The 13,743-nt window shown below is 74.1% G+C and carries 11 protein-coding genes; 7 read left to right on the top strand and 4 right to left on the bottom strand.

Going from position 1 to position 13,743, the window contains the following annotated elements; translation table 11 throughout:
* Nucleotides 1-41 precede the first annotated feature (41 nt).
* The 5 genes from ACLQ20_RS27640 to serA all read left to right on the top strand — a co-directional run bounded on the left by ACLQ20_RS27640 (nucleotide 42) and on the right by serA (nucleotide 8,068).
* Nucleotides 42-2,384, top strand: a complete 2,343-nt coding sequence (locus ACLQ20_RS27640; RefSeq protein WP_425858039.1) for a putative bifunctional diguanylate cyclase/phosphodiesterase — start codon at nucleotides 42-44, stop codon at nucleotides 2,382-2,384.
* Between the two features lie 268 nt (nucleotides 2,385-2,652).
* A complete protein-coding gene (locus ACLQ20_RS27635; RefSeq protein ID WP_151455721.1) occupies nucleotides 2,653-4,539 on the top strand; it encodes an acetolactate synthase large subunit in 1,887 nt (628 codons plus the stop codon).
* A complete protein-coding gene (ilvN, locus tag ACLQ20_RS27630; protein ID WP_089001623.1) occupies nucleotides 4,539-5,054 on the top strand; it encodes an acetolactate synthase small subunit in 516 nt (171 codons plus the stop codon). The genes ACLQ20_RS27635 and ilvN overlap by 1 nt, the downstream gene beginning before the upstream one ends.
* A gap of 127 nt (nucleotides 5,055-5,181) precedes the next feature.
* Nucleotides 5,182-6,195 carry a ketol-acid reductoisomerase gene (gene ilvC, locus ACLQ20_RS27625; protein ID WP_151455720.1) on the top strand — a complete coding sequence of 338 codons (1,014 nt, stop codon included), beginning with the start codon at nucleotides 5,182-5,184 and terminating at the stop codon, nucleotides 6,193-6,195.
* Nucleotides 6,196-6,469: 274 nt separating this feature from the next.
* Nucleotides 6,470-8,068 (top strand): phosphoglycerate dehydrogenase, encoded by a 1,599-nt coding sequence (gene serA / locus ACLQ20_RS27620; RefSeq protein ID WP_151455719.1) that lies wholly within the window; start codon nucleotides 6,470-6,472, stop codon nucleotides 8,066-8,068.
* 63 nt (nucleotides 8,069-8,131) lie between these two features.
* Here serA and ACLQ20_RS27615 read toward each other — a convergent pair whose 3' ends face one another.
* The gene (locus tag ACLQ20_RS27615; RefSeq protein ID WP_151455718.1) at nucleotides 8,132-8,488 is read right to left on the bottom strand and encodes a hypothetical protein; all 357 of its coding nucleotides are present in this window, start codon (nucleotides 8,486-8,488) and stop codon (nucleotides 8,132-8,134) included.
* Nucleotides 8,489-8,809: 321 nt separating this feature from the next.
* Entirely contained in the window at nucleotides 8,810-9,655 is an 846-nt protein-coding gene (locus tag ACLQ20_RS27610) for an FAD:protein FMN transferase (protein ID WP_358117293.1), read from the bottom strand.
* A gap of 223 nt (nucleotides 9,656-9,878) precedes the next feature.
* On the opposite strand from ACLQ20_RS27610, the gene ACLQ20_RS27605 reads away from it, so the two are divergent.
* On the top strand, nucleotides 9,879-10,910 hold the full coding sequence (locus ACLQ20_RS27605) for a 3-isopropylmalate dehydrogenase (RefSeq protein ID WP_425858038.1): 1,032 nt from the start codon (nucleotides 9,879-9,881) through the stop codon (nucleotides 10,908-10,910).
* Nucleotides 10,911-11,133: 223 nt separating this feature from the next.
* Nucleotides 11,134-12,231 (top strand): branched-chain amino acid aminotransferase, encoded by a 1,098-nt coding sequence (locus ACLQ20_RS27600; RefSeq protein WP_425858037.1) that lies wholly within the window; start codon nucleotides 11,134-11,136, stop codon nucleotides 12,229-12,231.
* A gap of 74 nt (nucleotides 12,232-12,305) precedes the next feature.
* On the opposite strand, the gene ACLQ20_RS27595 is transcribed toward ACLQ20_RS27600, so the two are convergent.
* Both ACLQ20_RS27595 and ACLQ20_RS27590 read right to left on the bottom strand, forming a co-directional pair.
* Complete coding sequence (locus ACLQ20_RS27595) at nucleotides 12,306-13,070, bottom strand: tyrosine-protein phosphatase (protein WP_425858077.1); 765 nt, start codon at nucleotides 13,068-13,070, stop codon at nucleotides 12,306-12,308.
* A gap of 29 nt (nucleotides 13,071-13,099) precedes the next feature.
* A complete protein-coding gene (locus tag ACLQ20_RS27590) occupies nucleotides 13,100-13,558 on the bottom strand; it encodes a PRC-barrel domain containing protein (RefSeq protein ID WP_121396159.1) in 459 nt (152 codons plus the stop codon).
* Nucleotides 13,559-13,743 lie beyond the last annotated feature (185 nt).

Below are 13,743 nucleotides of genomic sequence, written 5' to 3'. Positions count from 1 at the left end.
CCGGCCCCCCACGCCGCGCGCACATCCGGCACAGTTGGGACGTGCAGTTCCCCCCGGGCATGGTCGCGGTCGCGGTGCTGTGCGGGCTGGTCGCCGCGGCGGCCACCGCGCTGTCGGCCGTCGGCGCCCGGCGCAGCGCCGGGCCGCACCGGCAGGCGTACGCGCTGCTCGCCGCCGCGTCCGGGGTGGCGCTGGTCACCCTGCTGGTCGGGGTGGCCGTGGCGCTCTCCACCGCCGGGCACGCGGGGCACGCCCCGGACGGGCACACCGGCTGGGCCGGCGTCGTGTCGATCGGCACGGCGACCAGCGGGCTGCTCTTCTCCGCCGGACTGCTCCGGCTGCCCGGCGTGGCCGCCACGGCGGCGGCCACCGTCCGGCTGGCGCTCGACGGCCTGGTGATGGCGACGGCGTTCTGGTTCGTCGGCTGGGTGGTCTTCTCCGAGCCCACCCGGCTGCTCGGCGACGCCACCCCGGTGGCCTGCGTGCCGATCCTGCTCGCCACGGTCAGCGCGGCCCTGACCGCCGGGCTCGCCCTGATCGTGGCCTTCCGCGCCCCGCCGCCGCGCGGTCGCGCCGCCTGGGTCGGCGCCGGGGCCACCGCCGTGACCTGCGGCGGGCTCGGCATCGCCACCGGCCTCTGCCAGGCCGGGCCGGGCATGGCGCTGGTCGGGGCGGGAGTGCTCGCCGCCGGCCTGGTCGCCGCCGCGTCGGCCGCCCGCCGCCCCGACGCGGCGGACCGGCCGCCCCCCGACCTGATCCGCCGCGACGGCGCGTACGCGTTCGTCCCGATGTTCGCCATGGCCGCCTCGGCGATGTACCACCTGCTCCAGGACGGCCGGTTCGACGCGCTCGGCATCGTCGCCGGTAGCGTGGAGGGCTTCGCCCTGGTGACCCGGCAGTACCTCACGCTGCACGACGTGCGCGGCTACGCCCGGCGGCTGGCCGAGCGGGAGGCGCACTTCCGCGAGCTGGCACACACCGACCAGCTGACCGCGCTGGCCAACCGGCGGGGGCTGTTGCAGGCGTTGCACCGGTGCGCCGAGGCCGGCGCCCCCTGCGTGCTGCTCGGGCTCGACCTCGACGGCTTCAAGCACGTCAACGACATGCGCGGCCACGACGTGGGCGACGCGGTGCTGGCCGAGGTCGGCGAGCGGCTGCGCGCCAACCTGCGCCCCGGCGACGTGGCGGCCCGGCTCGGCGGCGACGAGTTCGCGGTGCTGATGCACGGCCAGCCCGCCGACGCGGACCGGGTCGCCGAGCGCCTGCTCGGCGTGCTCGGGCGCGCCTACGACCAGCCGGAGGGGCCGGTCTTCCTGTCGGTGAGCATCGGGGTGGCCGGCTGGACGGGCGAGCCCGACGTGGAGCTGCTGCTGCGCCACGCCGACCTGGCGCTGCGCTACGCCAAGCAGCGCGGCAAGAACCGGATCGAGCGCTACGACGCCGCGTACGACCAGCTGCTGCGCCGGCGTACCACGCTGGAGCACGAGCTGCGCGGCGCGATCGAGCGCGACGAGCTGCGCCTGGTGTTCCAGCCGGTCGCCTCGCTGCCCTCGGTGCGCCCGGTCGGCGCGGAGGCGCTGCTGCGCTGGCGTCACCCGGTGCTGGGCAAGGTCGGCCCGGACGAGTTCATCCCGCTCGCCGAGGAGTGCGGGATGATCGCCAAGCTGGGCGCCTGGGTGCTGCACCAGGCGTGCCACCAGCTCTCCCGCTGGCTGGCCGACGGCCACGACGTCTGGGTCTCGGTCAACGTGTCCCCCCGCGAGCTGCACGCCCCGGAGTACGTGGTCCAGGTCGCCGAGGCGCTGCGCGCCCACCGGGTGCCGCCGCAGCGGCTGGTGCTGGAGGTCACCGAGCACGCCGTCGCGACGGACCTGGACGAGCTGATCCGGCGGCTGACGGCGCTGCGGCTGACGGGTGTCCGGATCGCGCTGGACGACTTCGGCGCCGGGTACTCCTCGCTGGGCCAGCTGCGCCGCCTGCCGATCGACATCCTCAAGATCGACCACGGGCTGGTCGCGGAGCACGAGCCGGTGCGTCCGGTGGGCCGGGACGGCCCGGCGTTCGCGCCGATGGTCGACATCGTCATGCGCCTCGGCCACCAGCTCGGTCTGGAGGTCATCGCCGAGGGGGTGACCACGCCGACGGAGCTGGCCGCCGTGGTCGCCGCCGGCTGCCGGTTCGGCCAGGGGGCGCTCTTCGGCTGGGGCGTGCCGGCCGAGCACCTGGAGGCGATGCTGGAGGCGGCCACGTCCCCGGGGGCCCGCCCGGCCCCGGCACCCGCCCCGGCCGGCCCGCCCGCGGCGCCGCCGCCCCGGCGGCTGCCGACGCTGCCCGCCCCGCGCCCCTCCGGGCCGGGGTCCGCGCAGGTGGAGCAGGGTTCCTAGCGCCCCGGACGGGTGAAACCCGGCGGTCCGTGAACCAACATGTGGGATCAGTTGACTCATCGCGTGAGATGCGTCAGGCTTGCCGCATGTCGTCGTACCGGTCGCTGCGAGTACTTACCTGAGCGCACTCTCCACATCGAGAGTGCGCTGGCCCCGTGCAACCTGCACGAGGGCTTTTTTGTTGCCGTCGGACCCATCGACGCCGGGCGTCGCCCCGCGTCACCCGCTCGAACAGCCGCACCCACTCCAGCCGAAGGCCTGAACCGCCATGACGAGACCCACGCCAGAGACACTCGCCCACTCCGCCCGGCGGGCCCGCACGGTCGCCGAGCCCGCGAGCGACGCCGAGCACGCCGGCGCCGCCCGCACCGCGGCCACCCCGGCCGTCCCGGGGGTACGCACACCCGCTCCGGCCCAGGTCAGCGGCGCCGGTTCGCTCGTGCGGTCCCTCGAGGCGCTCGGCGTCGACGTCGTCTTCGGCATCCCGGGCGGCGCCATCCTGCCGGCGTACGACCCGCTCTACGACTCCACCGTCCGGCACATCCTGGTCCGCCACGAGCAGGGCGCCGGGCACGCGGCCACGGGCTACGCCCAGGCGACCGGCCGGGTGGGGGTCTGCATGGCCACCTCCGGCCCCGGCGCGACGAACCTGGTCACCCCGATCGCCGACGCGTACATGGACTCGGTGCCGATCGTGGCCATCACCGGTCAGGTCGCGCGGCCCTCGATCGGCACGGACGCCTTCCAGGAGGCGGACATCCAGGGCATCACCCTGCCGGTCACCAAGCACAACTTCCTGGTGCAGGAGGCCGAGGAGATCCCCCGGGTGCTGGCCGAGGCGTTCCACCTGGCCGCCACCGGCCGGCCCGGGCCGGTCCTGGTCGACATCCCCAAGGACGTCCTCCAGGCGCCCACCACCTTCACCTGGCCGCCGACGCTGGACCTGCCCGGCTACCGCCCGACCCTGCACCCGCACGGCAAGCAGATCCGCGAGGCGGCCCGGCTGATGGCCACCGCCCGGCGCCCGGTGCTCTACATCGGTGGCGGCGTGCTGAAGGCCGGCGCCACGGAGGGGCTGCGCCGGCTGGCCGAGCAGACCGGGATCCCGGTGGTCACCACGCTGATGGCCCTCGGCGCGTTCCCCGACTCGCACCCGCAGCACCTGGGCATGCCCGGCATGCACGGCACGGTCTCCGCGGTCTACGGCCTGCAGAAGGCCGACCTGATCGTGGCCCTGGGCGCCCGCTTCGACGACCGGGTCACCGGCAAGCTGGACTCGTTCGCCCCGGACGCGGCGGTGGTGCACGCCGACATCGACCCGGCCGAGATCGGCAAGAACCGGCACGCGGACGTCCCGATCGTCGGCGACGCCCGGCACGTCATCGACGAGCTGATCGCGGCGGTGACCAACGAGCAGGCGGCCGGCCGACGCGCCGACCTCGCCGACTGGTGGACCCAGCTCGACGACCTGCGCAAGCGGTACCCGCTGGGCTACGAGGAGCCGGCCGACGGCACCCTCTCCCCGCAGTACGTGATCAAGCGGCTCGGCGAGCTCGTCGGCCCGGACGCGATCTACGTCGCGGGCGTCGGCCAGCACCAGATGTGGGCCTCGCAGTTCATCTCCTACGAGAAGCCGTACACCTGGTTGAACTCCGGCGGCCTCGGCACGATGGGCTACGCGGTGCCGGCGGCGATGGGCGCCAAGGTCGGCAAGCCCGACACGGTGGTGTGGGCGATCGACGGCGACGGCTGCTTCCAGATGACCAACCAGGAGCTGGCCACCTGCGCGCTGGAGGGCATCCCGGTCAAGATCGCCGTGATCAACAACGGCAACCTCGGCATGGTGCGGCAGTGGCAGACCCTCTTCTACGGGGAGCGCTACTCCAACACCGACCTCGGCACCCACAAGCACCGCATCCCCGACTTCCTGAAGCTCGCGGAGGCCCTCGGCTGCGTGGGCCTGCGCTGCGAGAACGCCGAGGACGTCGACGCGACCATCGCCGCCGCGATGGCCATCGACGACGCACCGGTGGTCATCGACTTCGTCGTCGGCAAGGACGCCATGGTGTGGCCGATGGTCGCCGCCGGCACCAGCAACGACGAGATCATGTTCGCCCGGGGCGTCCGCCCGGCCTTCGACGAGGATGACATCTGATGACCATGCACACCCTGAGCGTCCTGGTGGAGAACAAGCCGGGCGTCCTGGCCCGGGTCTCCGGACTGTTCTCCCGGCGCGGCTTCAACATCGACAGTCTCGCCGTCGGGGAGACCGAGAACCCGGACGTCTCGCGGATCACCATCGTGGTCAACGCCGAGTCGTCCCCGCTGGAGCAGGTCACCAAGCAGCTCAACAAGCTGGTCAACGTGCTCAAGATCGTCGAGCTGGACCCGCAGGTCTCGGTCGCCCGGGAGCTGCTCCTGGTCAAGGTGCGCGCCGACCGCGCCGCCCGGGCCCAGGTGCTGGAGACGGTGGGCCTGTTCCGGGCCCGGGTGGTCGACGTGGCGCCGGACACGCTGACCATCGAGGCCACCGGCACCCCGGACAAGCTCGACGCGCTGCTGCGCGACCTCGAACCGTTCGGGATCAAGGAGATGGTCCAGTCCGGGCTGGTGGCGATCGGGCGCGGCTCGCGCTCCATCACCGCCGGACCCTCGCTCCGGGCCGCCTGACCCCGACCCGGCCGGCGCCCCGCGCCGGCCGGGACCGCCCGACCAGTGCCGGCGCGTAGCGCCGCCTGGGACCGACACCGCACAGATCCACGACGGGCCGCCCGGGCCGCCGTACGAAAGGGAAATCATGAGCGTTGAGGTGTACTACGACGACGATGCCGACCTGGGCCTGATCCAGGGCCGCAAGGTGGCGGTGATCGGGTACGGCAGCCAGGGCCACGCCCACGCGCTGTCGCTGCGCGACTCCGGGGTCGACGTGGTGATCGGTCTGCCGGAGGCCTCCAAGAGCCGGGCCAAGGCCGAGGAGCAGGGCCTGCGGGTGCTCACGCCGGCCGACGCGGCGGCTGAGGCCGACGTCATCATGATCCTCGCGCCGGACACCGCCCAGCGCAGCATCTACGCCGAGTCGATCGCGCCGAACCTGGCCCCGGGCAAGGCGCTCTTCTTCGGCCACGGCTTCAACATCCGCTACGGCCTGATCAAGCCGCCGGCCGACGTCGACGTGGCGATGGTCGCGCCGAAGGGCCCGGGCCACCTGGTCCGCCGCCAGTACGCCGACGGCAAGGGCGTGCCCTGCCTGGTCGCCGTCGAGCAGGACGCCAGCGGCAGCGCCCTCGCGCTGGCCCTGTCGTACGCCAAGGGCATCGGCGGCACCCGGGCCGGCGTCATCCGGACCACCTTCACCGAGGAGACCGAGACCGACCTCTTCGGCGAGCAGGCGGTGCTCTGCGGCGGCGCGGCGGCGCTCGTGCAGACCGGCTTCGAGGTGCTCACCGAGGCGGGCTACGCCCCCGAGGTGGCCTACTTCGAGTGCCTGCACGAGCTGAAGCTGATCGTCGACCTCATGTACGAGGGCGGCATCGCGAAGATGCGCTACAGCATCTCCGACACGGCCGAGTACGGCGACCTCTCCCGCGGCCCGCGCGTCATCGACGCCCGGGTCAAGGAGGAGATGCGCAAGATCCTCAGCGAGGTCCAGTCCGGCGAGTTCGCCCGGGAGTGGGTGGCCGAGGACGAGGCCGGCCGGCCCAACTTCAGCAAGTGGCAGGCCGAGGGCGCGGCGCACCCGATCGAGGAGACCGGCAGCAAGCTGCGCGGCATGATGAGCTGGGTCGACCGCCCGATCACCGAGACCGCCTGACGCACACCCCCGGCGGCCCGGCCCGGGCGCTCTCCCCGGCGCCCGGACCGGGCCGCTTTCTGTGCGCACCGCCACGCCGCGCGTCGTTCACCGGCGCATCGTCACCCGTTGTGAGGGCACTCACCCCGTAGTCCGGGACATGCCGGCCGGCCGGCCCCCTACGATCGCGGGGTAGGTGCGTAGCCGGCACCTGACGGCCATGGCCCGGATCAGCGCAGGGCGCAGCGCGGCGTCCCGCAGCCCGGCCCACCTCTGACGACAACTACGAGGACCAATGACTCCTGTCGTACTGATCGCCGAAGAACTCGCCCCCGCCGCCATCGAGGTGCTCGCCCACGACTTCGACGTCCGTCACGTCGACGGCACCGACCGTCCGGCCCTGCTCTCGGCGCTCTCCGAGGCCGACGCCGTCATCGTGCGCAGTGCCACCCAGATCGACGCCGAGGCGATCGCCGCCGCGCCCCGGCTGAAGGTCGTCGCCCGGGCGGGCGTGGGTCTGGACAACGTCGAGGTGCCGGCCGCCACCGCGCGGGGCGTCATGGTCGTCAACGCTCCCACCTCCAACATCGTCTCCGCCGCCGAGCAGGCCCTCGCGCTGCTGCTCGCCGTGGCCCGCAACACCGCCAGCGCCAGCGCGGCGCTGAAGGCGGGGGAGTGGAAGCGGTCGAAGTACACCGGCGTCGAGATCCAGGGCAAGACCGTCGGCGTGGTCGGCCTCGGCCGCATCGGCGTGCTCTTCGCCCAGCGGATCGCCGCCTTCGGCACCCGGCTGATCGCGTACGACCCCTACATCCAGCCGGCCCGCGCGGCCCAGCTCGGCGTCCGCCTGGTGGGCCTGGAGGAGCTGCTGCGGGAGAGCGACTTCATCTCGATCCACCTGCCGAAGACCCCGGAGACCGTGGGCCTGATCGGCGAGAAGGAGCTGGCCGTCGTCAAGCCCGGCGTCCGGATCGTCAACGCCGCCCGGGGCGGGCTCGTCGACGAGCAGGCCCTGGCTGACGCGATCGCCGAGGGCCGGGTCGCCGGCGCGGGCGTGGACGTCTACGCCAAGGAGCCCTGCACCTCCTCGCCGCTGTTCGCGTTCGACAACGTGGTCGCCACCCCGCACCTGGGCGCCTCCACCGGCGAGGCGCAGGACAAGGCCGGCCTGGCCGTGGCCAAGAGCGTGAAGCTGGCGTTGCAGGGCGAGTTCGTGCCGGACGCCGTGAACGTGCAGGCCGGCGGCGTGGTCGCCGAGGACGTGCGGCCGCTGCTGCCGCTGGCCGAGAAGCTCGGCCGGGCCTTCACCGCCGTCGCGGGCGGGGTCGCCGCCAGCGTCACCGTCGAGGTGCGCGGCGAGATCGTCAACCACGACGTGTCGGTGCTGAAGCTCGCCGCCACCAAGGGGCTGTTCAGCTCGGTGGTCGAGGAGCAGGTCACCTACGTCAACGCGCCGCACCTGGCCGCCGAGCGCGGCGTCGAGGTCACGCTGGTCGCCCAGTCCGACGCGGTCGACCACCCCAGCCTGGTCACCGTCCGCGGCGCGCTGCCCGACGGCCGTACGGTCAGCGTCTCCGGCACGGTGACCACCGCCGGCGGCCGCGACGTTCTCAAGCTCACCGAGGTCGACGGCTTCGACGTGGAGATCGGCGCGGAGGGCATCCTGGTCTTCCTGCGCTACGTCGACCGCCCGGGCGTGGTCGGCACGGTCGGGACGCTGCTCGGCGAGGCCGGCGTCAACATCGCGGCGATGCAGGTGGCCCGCCGCGAGGCTGGCGGCGAGACCCTGATGACCCTCACGGTCGACCAGGCGCTCGGCGCGGACCTGCTCACCTCGGCGGCGGAGTCGATCGGCGCGGTCGCGGCCAGCGCGGCGGACCTGCGCGACGAGTGACCTGAGCGCGCGACAGCGGGGGCCCGGCGATCCGCCGGGCCCCTCGTCGTGTCCGGGGAATGGTCAGCCGGGCAGCCGGGCCGGCGGCGGGTAGACCGAGCCGTCCTGTGCGTCGAAGAGCATCAGGTCGTACGCGCCGGCCAGCCGTTCGATGTCGAGCAGCACCTGGTCCTCGCAGGTCGGGTGCAGGTTCAGCTCGATGTGGTCGCTGGCCGCGTGCAGCGGCGCCACCGCCCACGGGGTGCCGGGGCCGGCCGGCCGGTCCGGATAGCTGCCGGTGATGGCGCGGTAGAACGCCACCAGCCGCGGGTCCGGGTACCGGTCGACGTGCTGTCCCTGCCGGCACCGCAGCACCGCCGCCCGCACGTCCTCGGGTGTCGCCCCGTCCGCCAGGGCCCACACGCTCAGATCGAAACTCACGGCGGACAGCGTGCCATCCGCCGTTCGCCGCGTCGAAATCGGCCCGCCGGCCCGGATCGGCACGCTCCAGTCACGACGGTCCGCTGTGGAGACCCTTGCGTTGAGTTGCGTCGATTCGCTAGCGTATCGGTGCGGTCACTGGCCGAGCTCGCGGCGTGGGCCCGTCTTCGGGTGACGAGGTCGACGTCGGGCCGACCGGCCCGCACCCCTCGATTGCGCGAGCCACGCGCACTCGTCGCTGACCGGCCCTCACGGTCGTTGCCGAGACCGTGGGGGCCGATCGCGCGTCCGGCCCACTCGCCGGGCCGACGCGGGACCGGCTCAGCGGCGGTGGGCGAAGAGCACGCGGTAGTCCGACCCGTCGCGGAACCAGTCCAGGCCGGCCGGCCCGGCGGCGTAGAGCGCGGTGGCGTAGGCGTCGGCGACGGCGAGGTCCGGCCCGACGACCGTCGCGGCGGCCAGCTGGTCGGCGGGCTCGCCGGTGTGCGGGTCCACCACGTGCCCCTGCCGGCCGCTCACCCCCGAGGTGCCGACCGCGCCCGCGGTCATCTCCAGCACGAGCGGCGCCCGGTGCTGGTCCGTCGGGTGGTGCACCGCCACCCGCCACGGGCCGCCGTGCGCCGCGTGCCCGCGGACGACCAGGTCGGCGCCGCTGAGCACGGCGTAGTCGTGGATGCCGGCGGCGCGCAGCCGGGCGGCGGCCCGCTCCACCGCCCACCCGCCGAGCAGGCCGCCGGGGTCGAAGCCGCCGGGCACCGCCCAGGCGTCGAACCAGCCGTCGGTGGCCGCCCGCATCGCCGCGCAGCGGTCCACCAGGTCGGCCAGCGGCGGGTACGAGTCGGGGCTGATCTCGCCCCGGCGCAGCCGGGAGACCAGGCTCTCCGGCCGGGTCGGGCCGTAGGTGAGGTCGATGGCCCGCAGTTCCGCCACCGCGTCCCGCAGCGCCTCCCCGACACCGCGACGGCCCAGCCACTCGGGGGCGTTGAGCAGCAGCGAGTATTCCGCCGTGGAGGTCCGCACGGCGTGCTGGACGGCGATGCGGTCCTCGCCGACCGCGCCGGGCCGGTCCACGCGGTGACTGCGGGCGCCCAGCCGCAGGTCCGGCCGGCGCGGCTGGAAGGCCGACTGGTCCACCCACCGGGTCCGTGGCTGCTGGTCGATCCGCATGACGTTGCTCCCTCGCTGACGCCGGCCGCGTCCTCGCGGCCTCCGTCACGGGCCCCCGTTGACCCGCTCGTCATCACGCTAGGCAGCGGAGATGACCCCCCCATGAATGCCACCTGGGAGGATCCTGTGCATCCTCCTTTCCCGCATTCTGGAAGGTCCGTACCGGGAGGCGGGACGGCGGCGTACGGTCGGACGAAACGGCGAGGCGAGGGAGCACAGGGACGTGGCACGGATCGCGGTGGTGGCCGGGGACGGGATCGGACCCGAGGTGGTCGCGCAGGCCCTGAAGGTCATCGACGCCGTGCTGCCGGGGGTGGACGCCACCGAGTACGACCTCGGCGCCGCCCGCTGGCACCGCACCGGCGAGGTGCTGCCCGACTCGGTGCTCACCGAGCTGGCCGGGCACGACGCGATCCTGCTCGGCGCGGTCGGCGACCCGACCGTGCCGCCGGGCGTGCTGGAGCGGGGCCTGCTGCTCAAGCTGCGCTTCGCCTTCGACCAGTACGTCAACCTGCGCCCGTCGCGGCTCTGGCCCGGCGTGGCCGGGCCGCTAACGAGCGTCAAGCCCGGCGAGGTCGACCTGGTGGTCGTCCGCGAGGGCACCGAGGGCCTCTACGCCGGCGCCGGCGGCGCGCTGCACCGGGACACCCCGGCGGAGGTAGCCACCGAGGAGAGCCTGAACACCCGGCACGGCGTGGAGCGGGTGATCCGCGACGCCTTCGCCCGCGCCGCGCGCCGGGAGCGGCGCAAGGTCACCCTCGTGCACAAGACCAACGTGCTCACCCACGCCGGATCGTTGTGGGCGCGCGCGTTCGAGGCCGTGGCGGCCGAGCACCCCGACGTGACCACGGAGTACCAGCACGTCGACGCCGCCGCGATGTTCCTGGTCACCCAGCCGCAGCGCTACGACGTGGTGGTCACCGACAACCTGTTCGGCGACATCCTCACCGACATCGCCGCCGCGGTCACCGGCGGGATCGGGCTGGCCGCCAGCGGCTGCATCAACCCCGAGGGGGCGTACCCCTCGATGTTCGAGCCGGTACACGGCTCGGCGCCGGACATCGCCGGGCGCGGCGTGGCCGACCCGGTGGCGGCCGTACTCTCGGCGGCCCTGCTGCTCGACCAGCTCGGGCACGCCGACGCCGCCGCCCGGGTCACCGCGGCGGTGGGCGTGGAACTGGCCGGCCGGGCCTCGGGCGCGGCACTGCGCACCGAGGAGGTCGGCGACCGGCTGGCCGGGTACGCCACCTCCTGAGGCCGCCGGCCACCCACCCCGAGGTTCCGACGACGCCGCCCGGCCGCACCCCGGTCCGGCGGCGCTGCCCGGTCGCACCCCGGTCCGACGGCGCGCACCCGTCCGACGCTGCCGGTACGCCGGGCGGCGCTACCCGCTGAACGACCGTTCGGGGTAAGTTTCTCGCACCAGATTTCTCGGCATGCGGACCCGTGTGCCGTAGTCCCGCAGGGAGGTCAGCGCGATGAGCGGTGGTGACAAGCTCGACTTCGAGATCCGTCCGAATCCCGCGCCGGTATCCGTCGCAGACCGGGCCGCCCTGCTGGCCAACCCGGGGTTCGGGCGGGTCTTCACCGACCACATGGTCACCATCCGGTACGCCGACGGCAAGGGCTGGTACGACGCCCGGGTCGAGGCGCGGGCGCCGATCCCGATGGACCCGGCCGCCGCGGTGCTGCACTACGCGCAGGAGATCTTCGAAGGGCTGAAGGCCTACCGGACGGCCGACGGCGGGGTCACCATGTTCCGCCCGGAGGCCAACGCGGCCCGGTTCGCCGCCTCCGCCCGGCGCATGGCGATGCCGCCGCTGCCCGAGGAGACGTTCGTCGACTCGCTGCGTCAGCTCGTGGACGCCGACCAGGGCTGGATCCCCGAGGGCGAGGACGGCAGCCTCTACCTGCGGCCGTTCATGTTCGCCAGCGAGGTGTTCCTCGGCGTCCGGCCCGCCAACGAATACCTCTACGTGGTGATCGCCTCGCCGGTCGGCGCGTACTTCTCCGGCGGGGTGAAGCCGGTGACGGTCTGGGTCTCCCCGGACTACACCCGGGCCGCCCCGGGCGGCACCGGCGCCGCGAAGTGCGGCGGCAACTACGCCGCCTCGCTGGTGGCGCAGGCCGAGGCGATCGAGCACGGCTGCGACCAGGTGGTCTTCCTGGACGCGGTGGAGCGGCGCCACGTCGACGAGCTGGGCGGCATGAACGTGTTCTTCGTCTACGACGACGGCACCGTGGTCACCCCGCCGCTGACCGGCACGATCCTGCCCGGCATCACCCGGGAGTCGGTGCTCACCCTCGCCGCCGACGCCGGGCACCGGATCGAGGAGCGGCCGGTGAGCTTCGCCGACTGGCAGGCGGACGCCGCGAGCGGCCGGCTCCGCGAGGTGTTCGCCTGCGGCACCGCCGCGGTCGTCACCCCGATCGGGCAGGTGCGCTTCCCCGACGGCGAGTTCCTGGTGGGTGGCGGCGAGCCCGGGCGGGTCACGACGGCCCTGCGCCAGCAGCTCGTCGACCTTCAGCGGGGCAGGGCCGACGACCCGCACGGCTGGGTCCGCCGCATCCTCTGATCCGCCCCTGACGGCACCGTCCCCCGCCCCCGCGCCGCCCGGTGCGGGGGCGGCGCCGTCACGGGAGGGTGGGGTCAGGTCAGCAGGTGCTCGCGCAGCGCGGTGAGTTGGGCGTCGGTGACGCCAGCGTGGCGCAGGTAGCCCTCCACCGAGCCGTGGGCCTCCCGCAGCTCGGCGAGGAAGAGCGTCATGGCCTCGGCGGGGCAGGTCAGCACCGGCAGGGTGTGCCCCGCCCGCTGGCCGGTGGCCTCGAACCAGGCGCGGTACCGCTCGCCGGCCTCGGTGCTCAGGGCGTAGTCGGCGGCGATGTCGTCGTCGGCGACGCCGAGCACCGCGAGGGTGAGCCCGCAGACGATGCCCGTGCGGTCCTTGCCGGCGACGCAGTGCACGACCACGGGGGCGCTGGCGTCGTCGGCGATCAGCCCGATCGCCTCGGCGAGCCCGGCGGTGCCCGTCCCGGCGAGGTCGGCGTACCGGTCGGCCAGGTAGCGGGCCAGGTCGGTGCCGGGACGGTAGGGCCGCTCGCCCCACTCCGCGTGCTCCGGGTGGATGTTGCGCCAGGTCAGGCCGTCGAAGTGGGGGACGCGGCCGTCACGCTCCACCTCGTACGGGCGGCGCAGGTCGATGACCGTGCGGACGCCCAGGGCGGCGAACGCCTCCCGGTCTGTGTCGTCGATGCGGTGCAGGGAGTCGGAACGGTAGAGCCGCCCCGGGCGTACCGTGCGACCGTCGTGGCCGACGTGGCCGCCCACGTCGCGGAAGTTGAACGTCGCGGAGAAGGGGATCCTGCGACCGACCTCGATGGAGTCCACGCTGACACGGTAACGGCCTCCCACGATCCGCGGGAGGCCGTCGCGCGCCGTGCCGGTCAGCGGGCGGTGCCGGGCGGGATGGCCGAGTACGTCTCGCCGTAGTAGCCGCCGAGGCGGTCCCGGTAGGTGGGGTCGGTGTCGGCGGTCTCGTCGTACTCCGGGGCGGCCTTGATCTGGTCCTTGCTCCGGTCGACGTACACCTTGCGCTCGTCGTGGTCGACGTGGTTGACGGTGCCGGCGGGGACCATGACCTTCCGGCCGAAGATCCACGGCCCGGTGTCCACCACGAGGTAGCTGTCGTTGACCTCGTGACTGGCGCTGTCGATCTTGCCGATGCCGCCGTCGGTGGCCTCGACCTTGTAGCCGACCAGGTCGGCGTCGGCGACCCTCGCGGTGTCGCGGTAGCGCCACGGGTCGAACGTGCCGGCCGGGGCGCCGCCGGCGAACTCGCCCTGGCCGCCGCCGCGCAGCGGGTCCGGGCTGCCGTGGGTGCTGTGCGGGTCGAGCCTGTCCATCTGACAACTCCTGCCCCGACTGTCGCCAGTCGTCTCGCCGGTCCGGGTGTCTCTCGTCTGCTCCCGAGGAGCTACCCGGGCCGTCCCCACCGGAAACGGCGGGGCGGGCGCCGGGGACGACGCGGGGCGGACGCCGGAGCAAGACGCGGGGCCGGTGCCGGGGACGACGCAGGGCCGGCGCCGCA

The sequence above is a fragment of the Micromonospora sp. DT46 genome, from assembly GCF_049841735.1.
GTDB lineage: Bacteria > Actinomycetota > Actinomycetes > Mycobacteriales > Micromonosporaceae > Micromonospora > Micromonospora reichwaldensis.
This window is presented reverse-complemented; position numbering and strand designations above follow the sequence as displayed.

What these genes read in the sequence shown, in the direction of transcription:
- ACLQ20_RS27590 (WP_121396159.1), bottom strand. Translation starts at nt 13,558, where the DNA reads ATGGACAGGCTCGACCCGCACAGCACCCACGGCAGCCCGGACCCGCTG.
- ACLQ20_RS27610 (WP_358117293.1), bottom strand. Translation starts at nt 9,655, where the DNA reads ATGCGGATCGACCAGCAGCCACGGACCCGGTGGGTGGACCAGTCGGCC.
- ACLQ20_RS27635 (WP_151455721.1), top strand. Translation starts at nt 2,653, where the DNA reads ATGACGAGACCCACGCCAGAGACACTCGCCCACTCCGCCCGGCGGGCC.
- ilvC (WP_151455720.1), top strand. Translation starts at nt 5,182, where the DNA reads ATGAGCGTTGAGGTGTACTACGACGACGATGCCGACCTGGGCCTGATC.
- serA (WP_151455719.1), top strand. Translation starts at nt 6,470, where the DNA reads ATGACTCCTGTCGTACTGATCGCCGAAGAACTCGCCCCCGCCGCCATC.
- ACLQ20_RS27600 (WP_425858037.1), top strand. Translation starts at nt 11,134, where the DNA reads ATGAGCGGTGGTGACAAGCTCGACTTCGAGATCCGTCCGAATCCCGCG.
- ilvN (WP_089001623.1), top strand. Translation starts at nt 4,539, where the DNA reads ATGACCATGCACACCCTGAGCGTCCTGGTGGAGAACAAGCCGGGCGTC.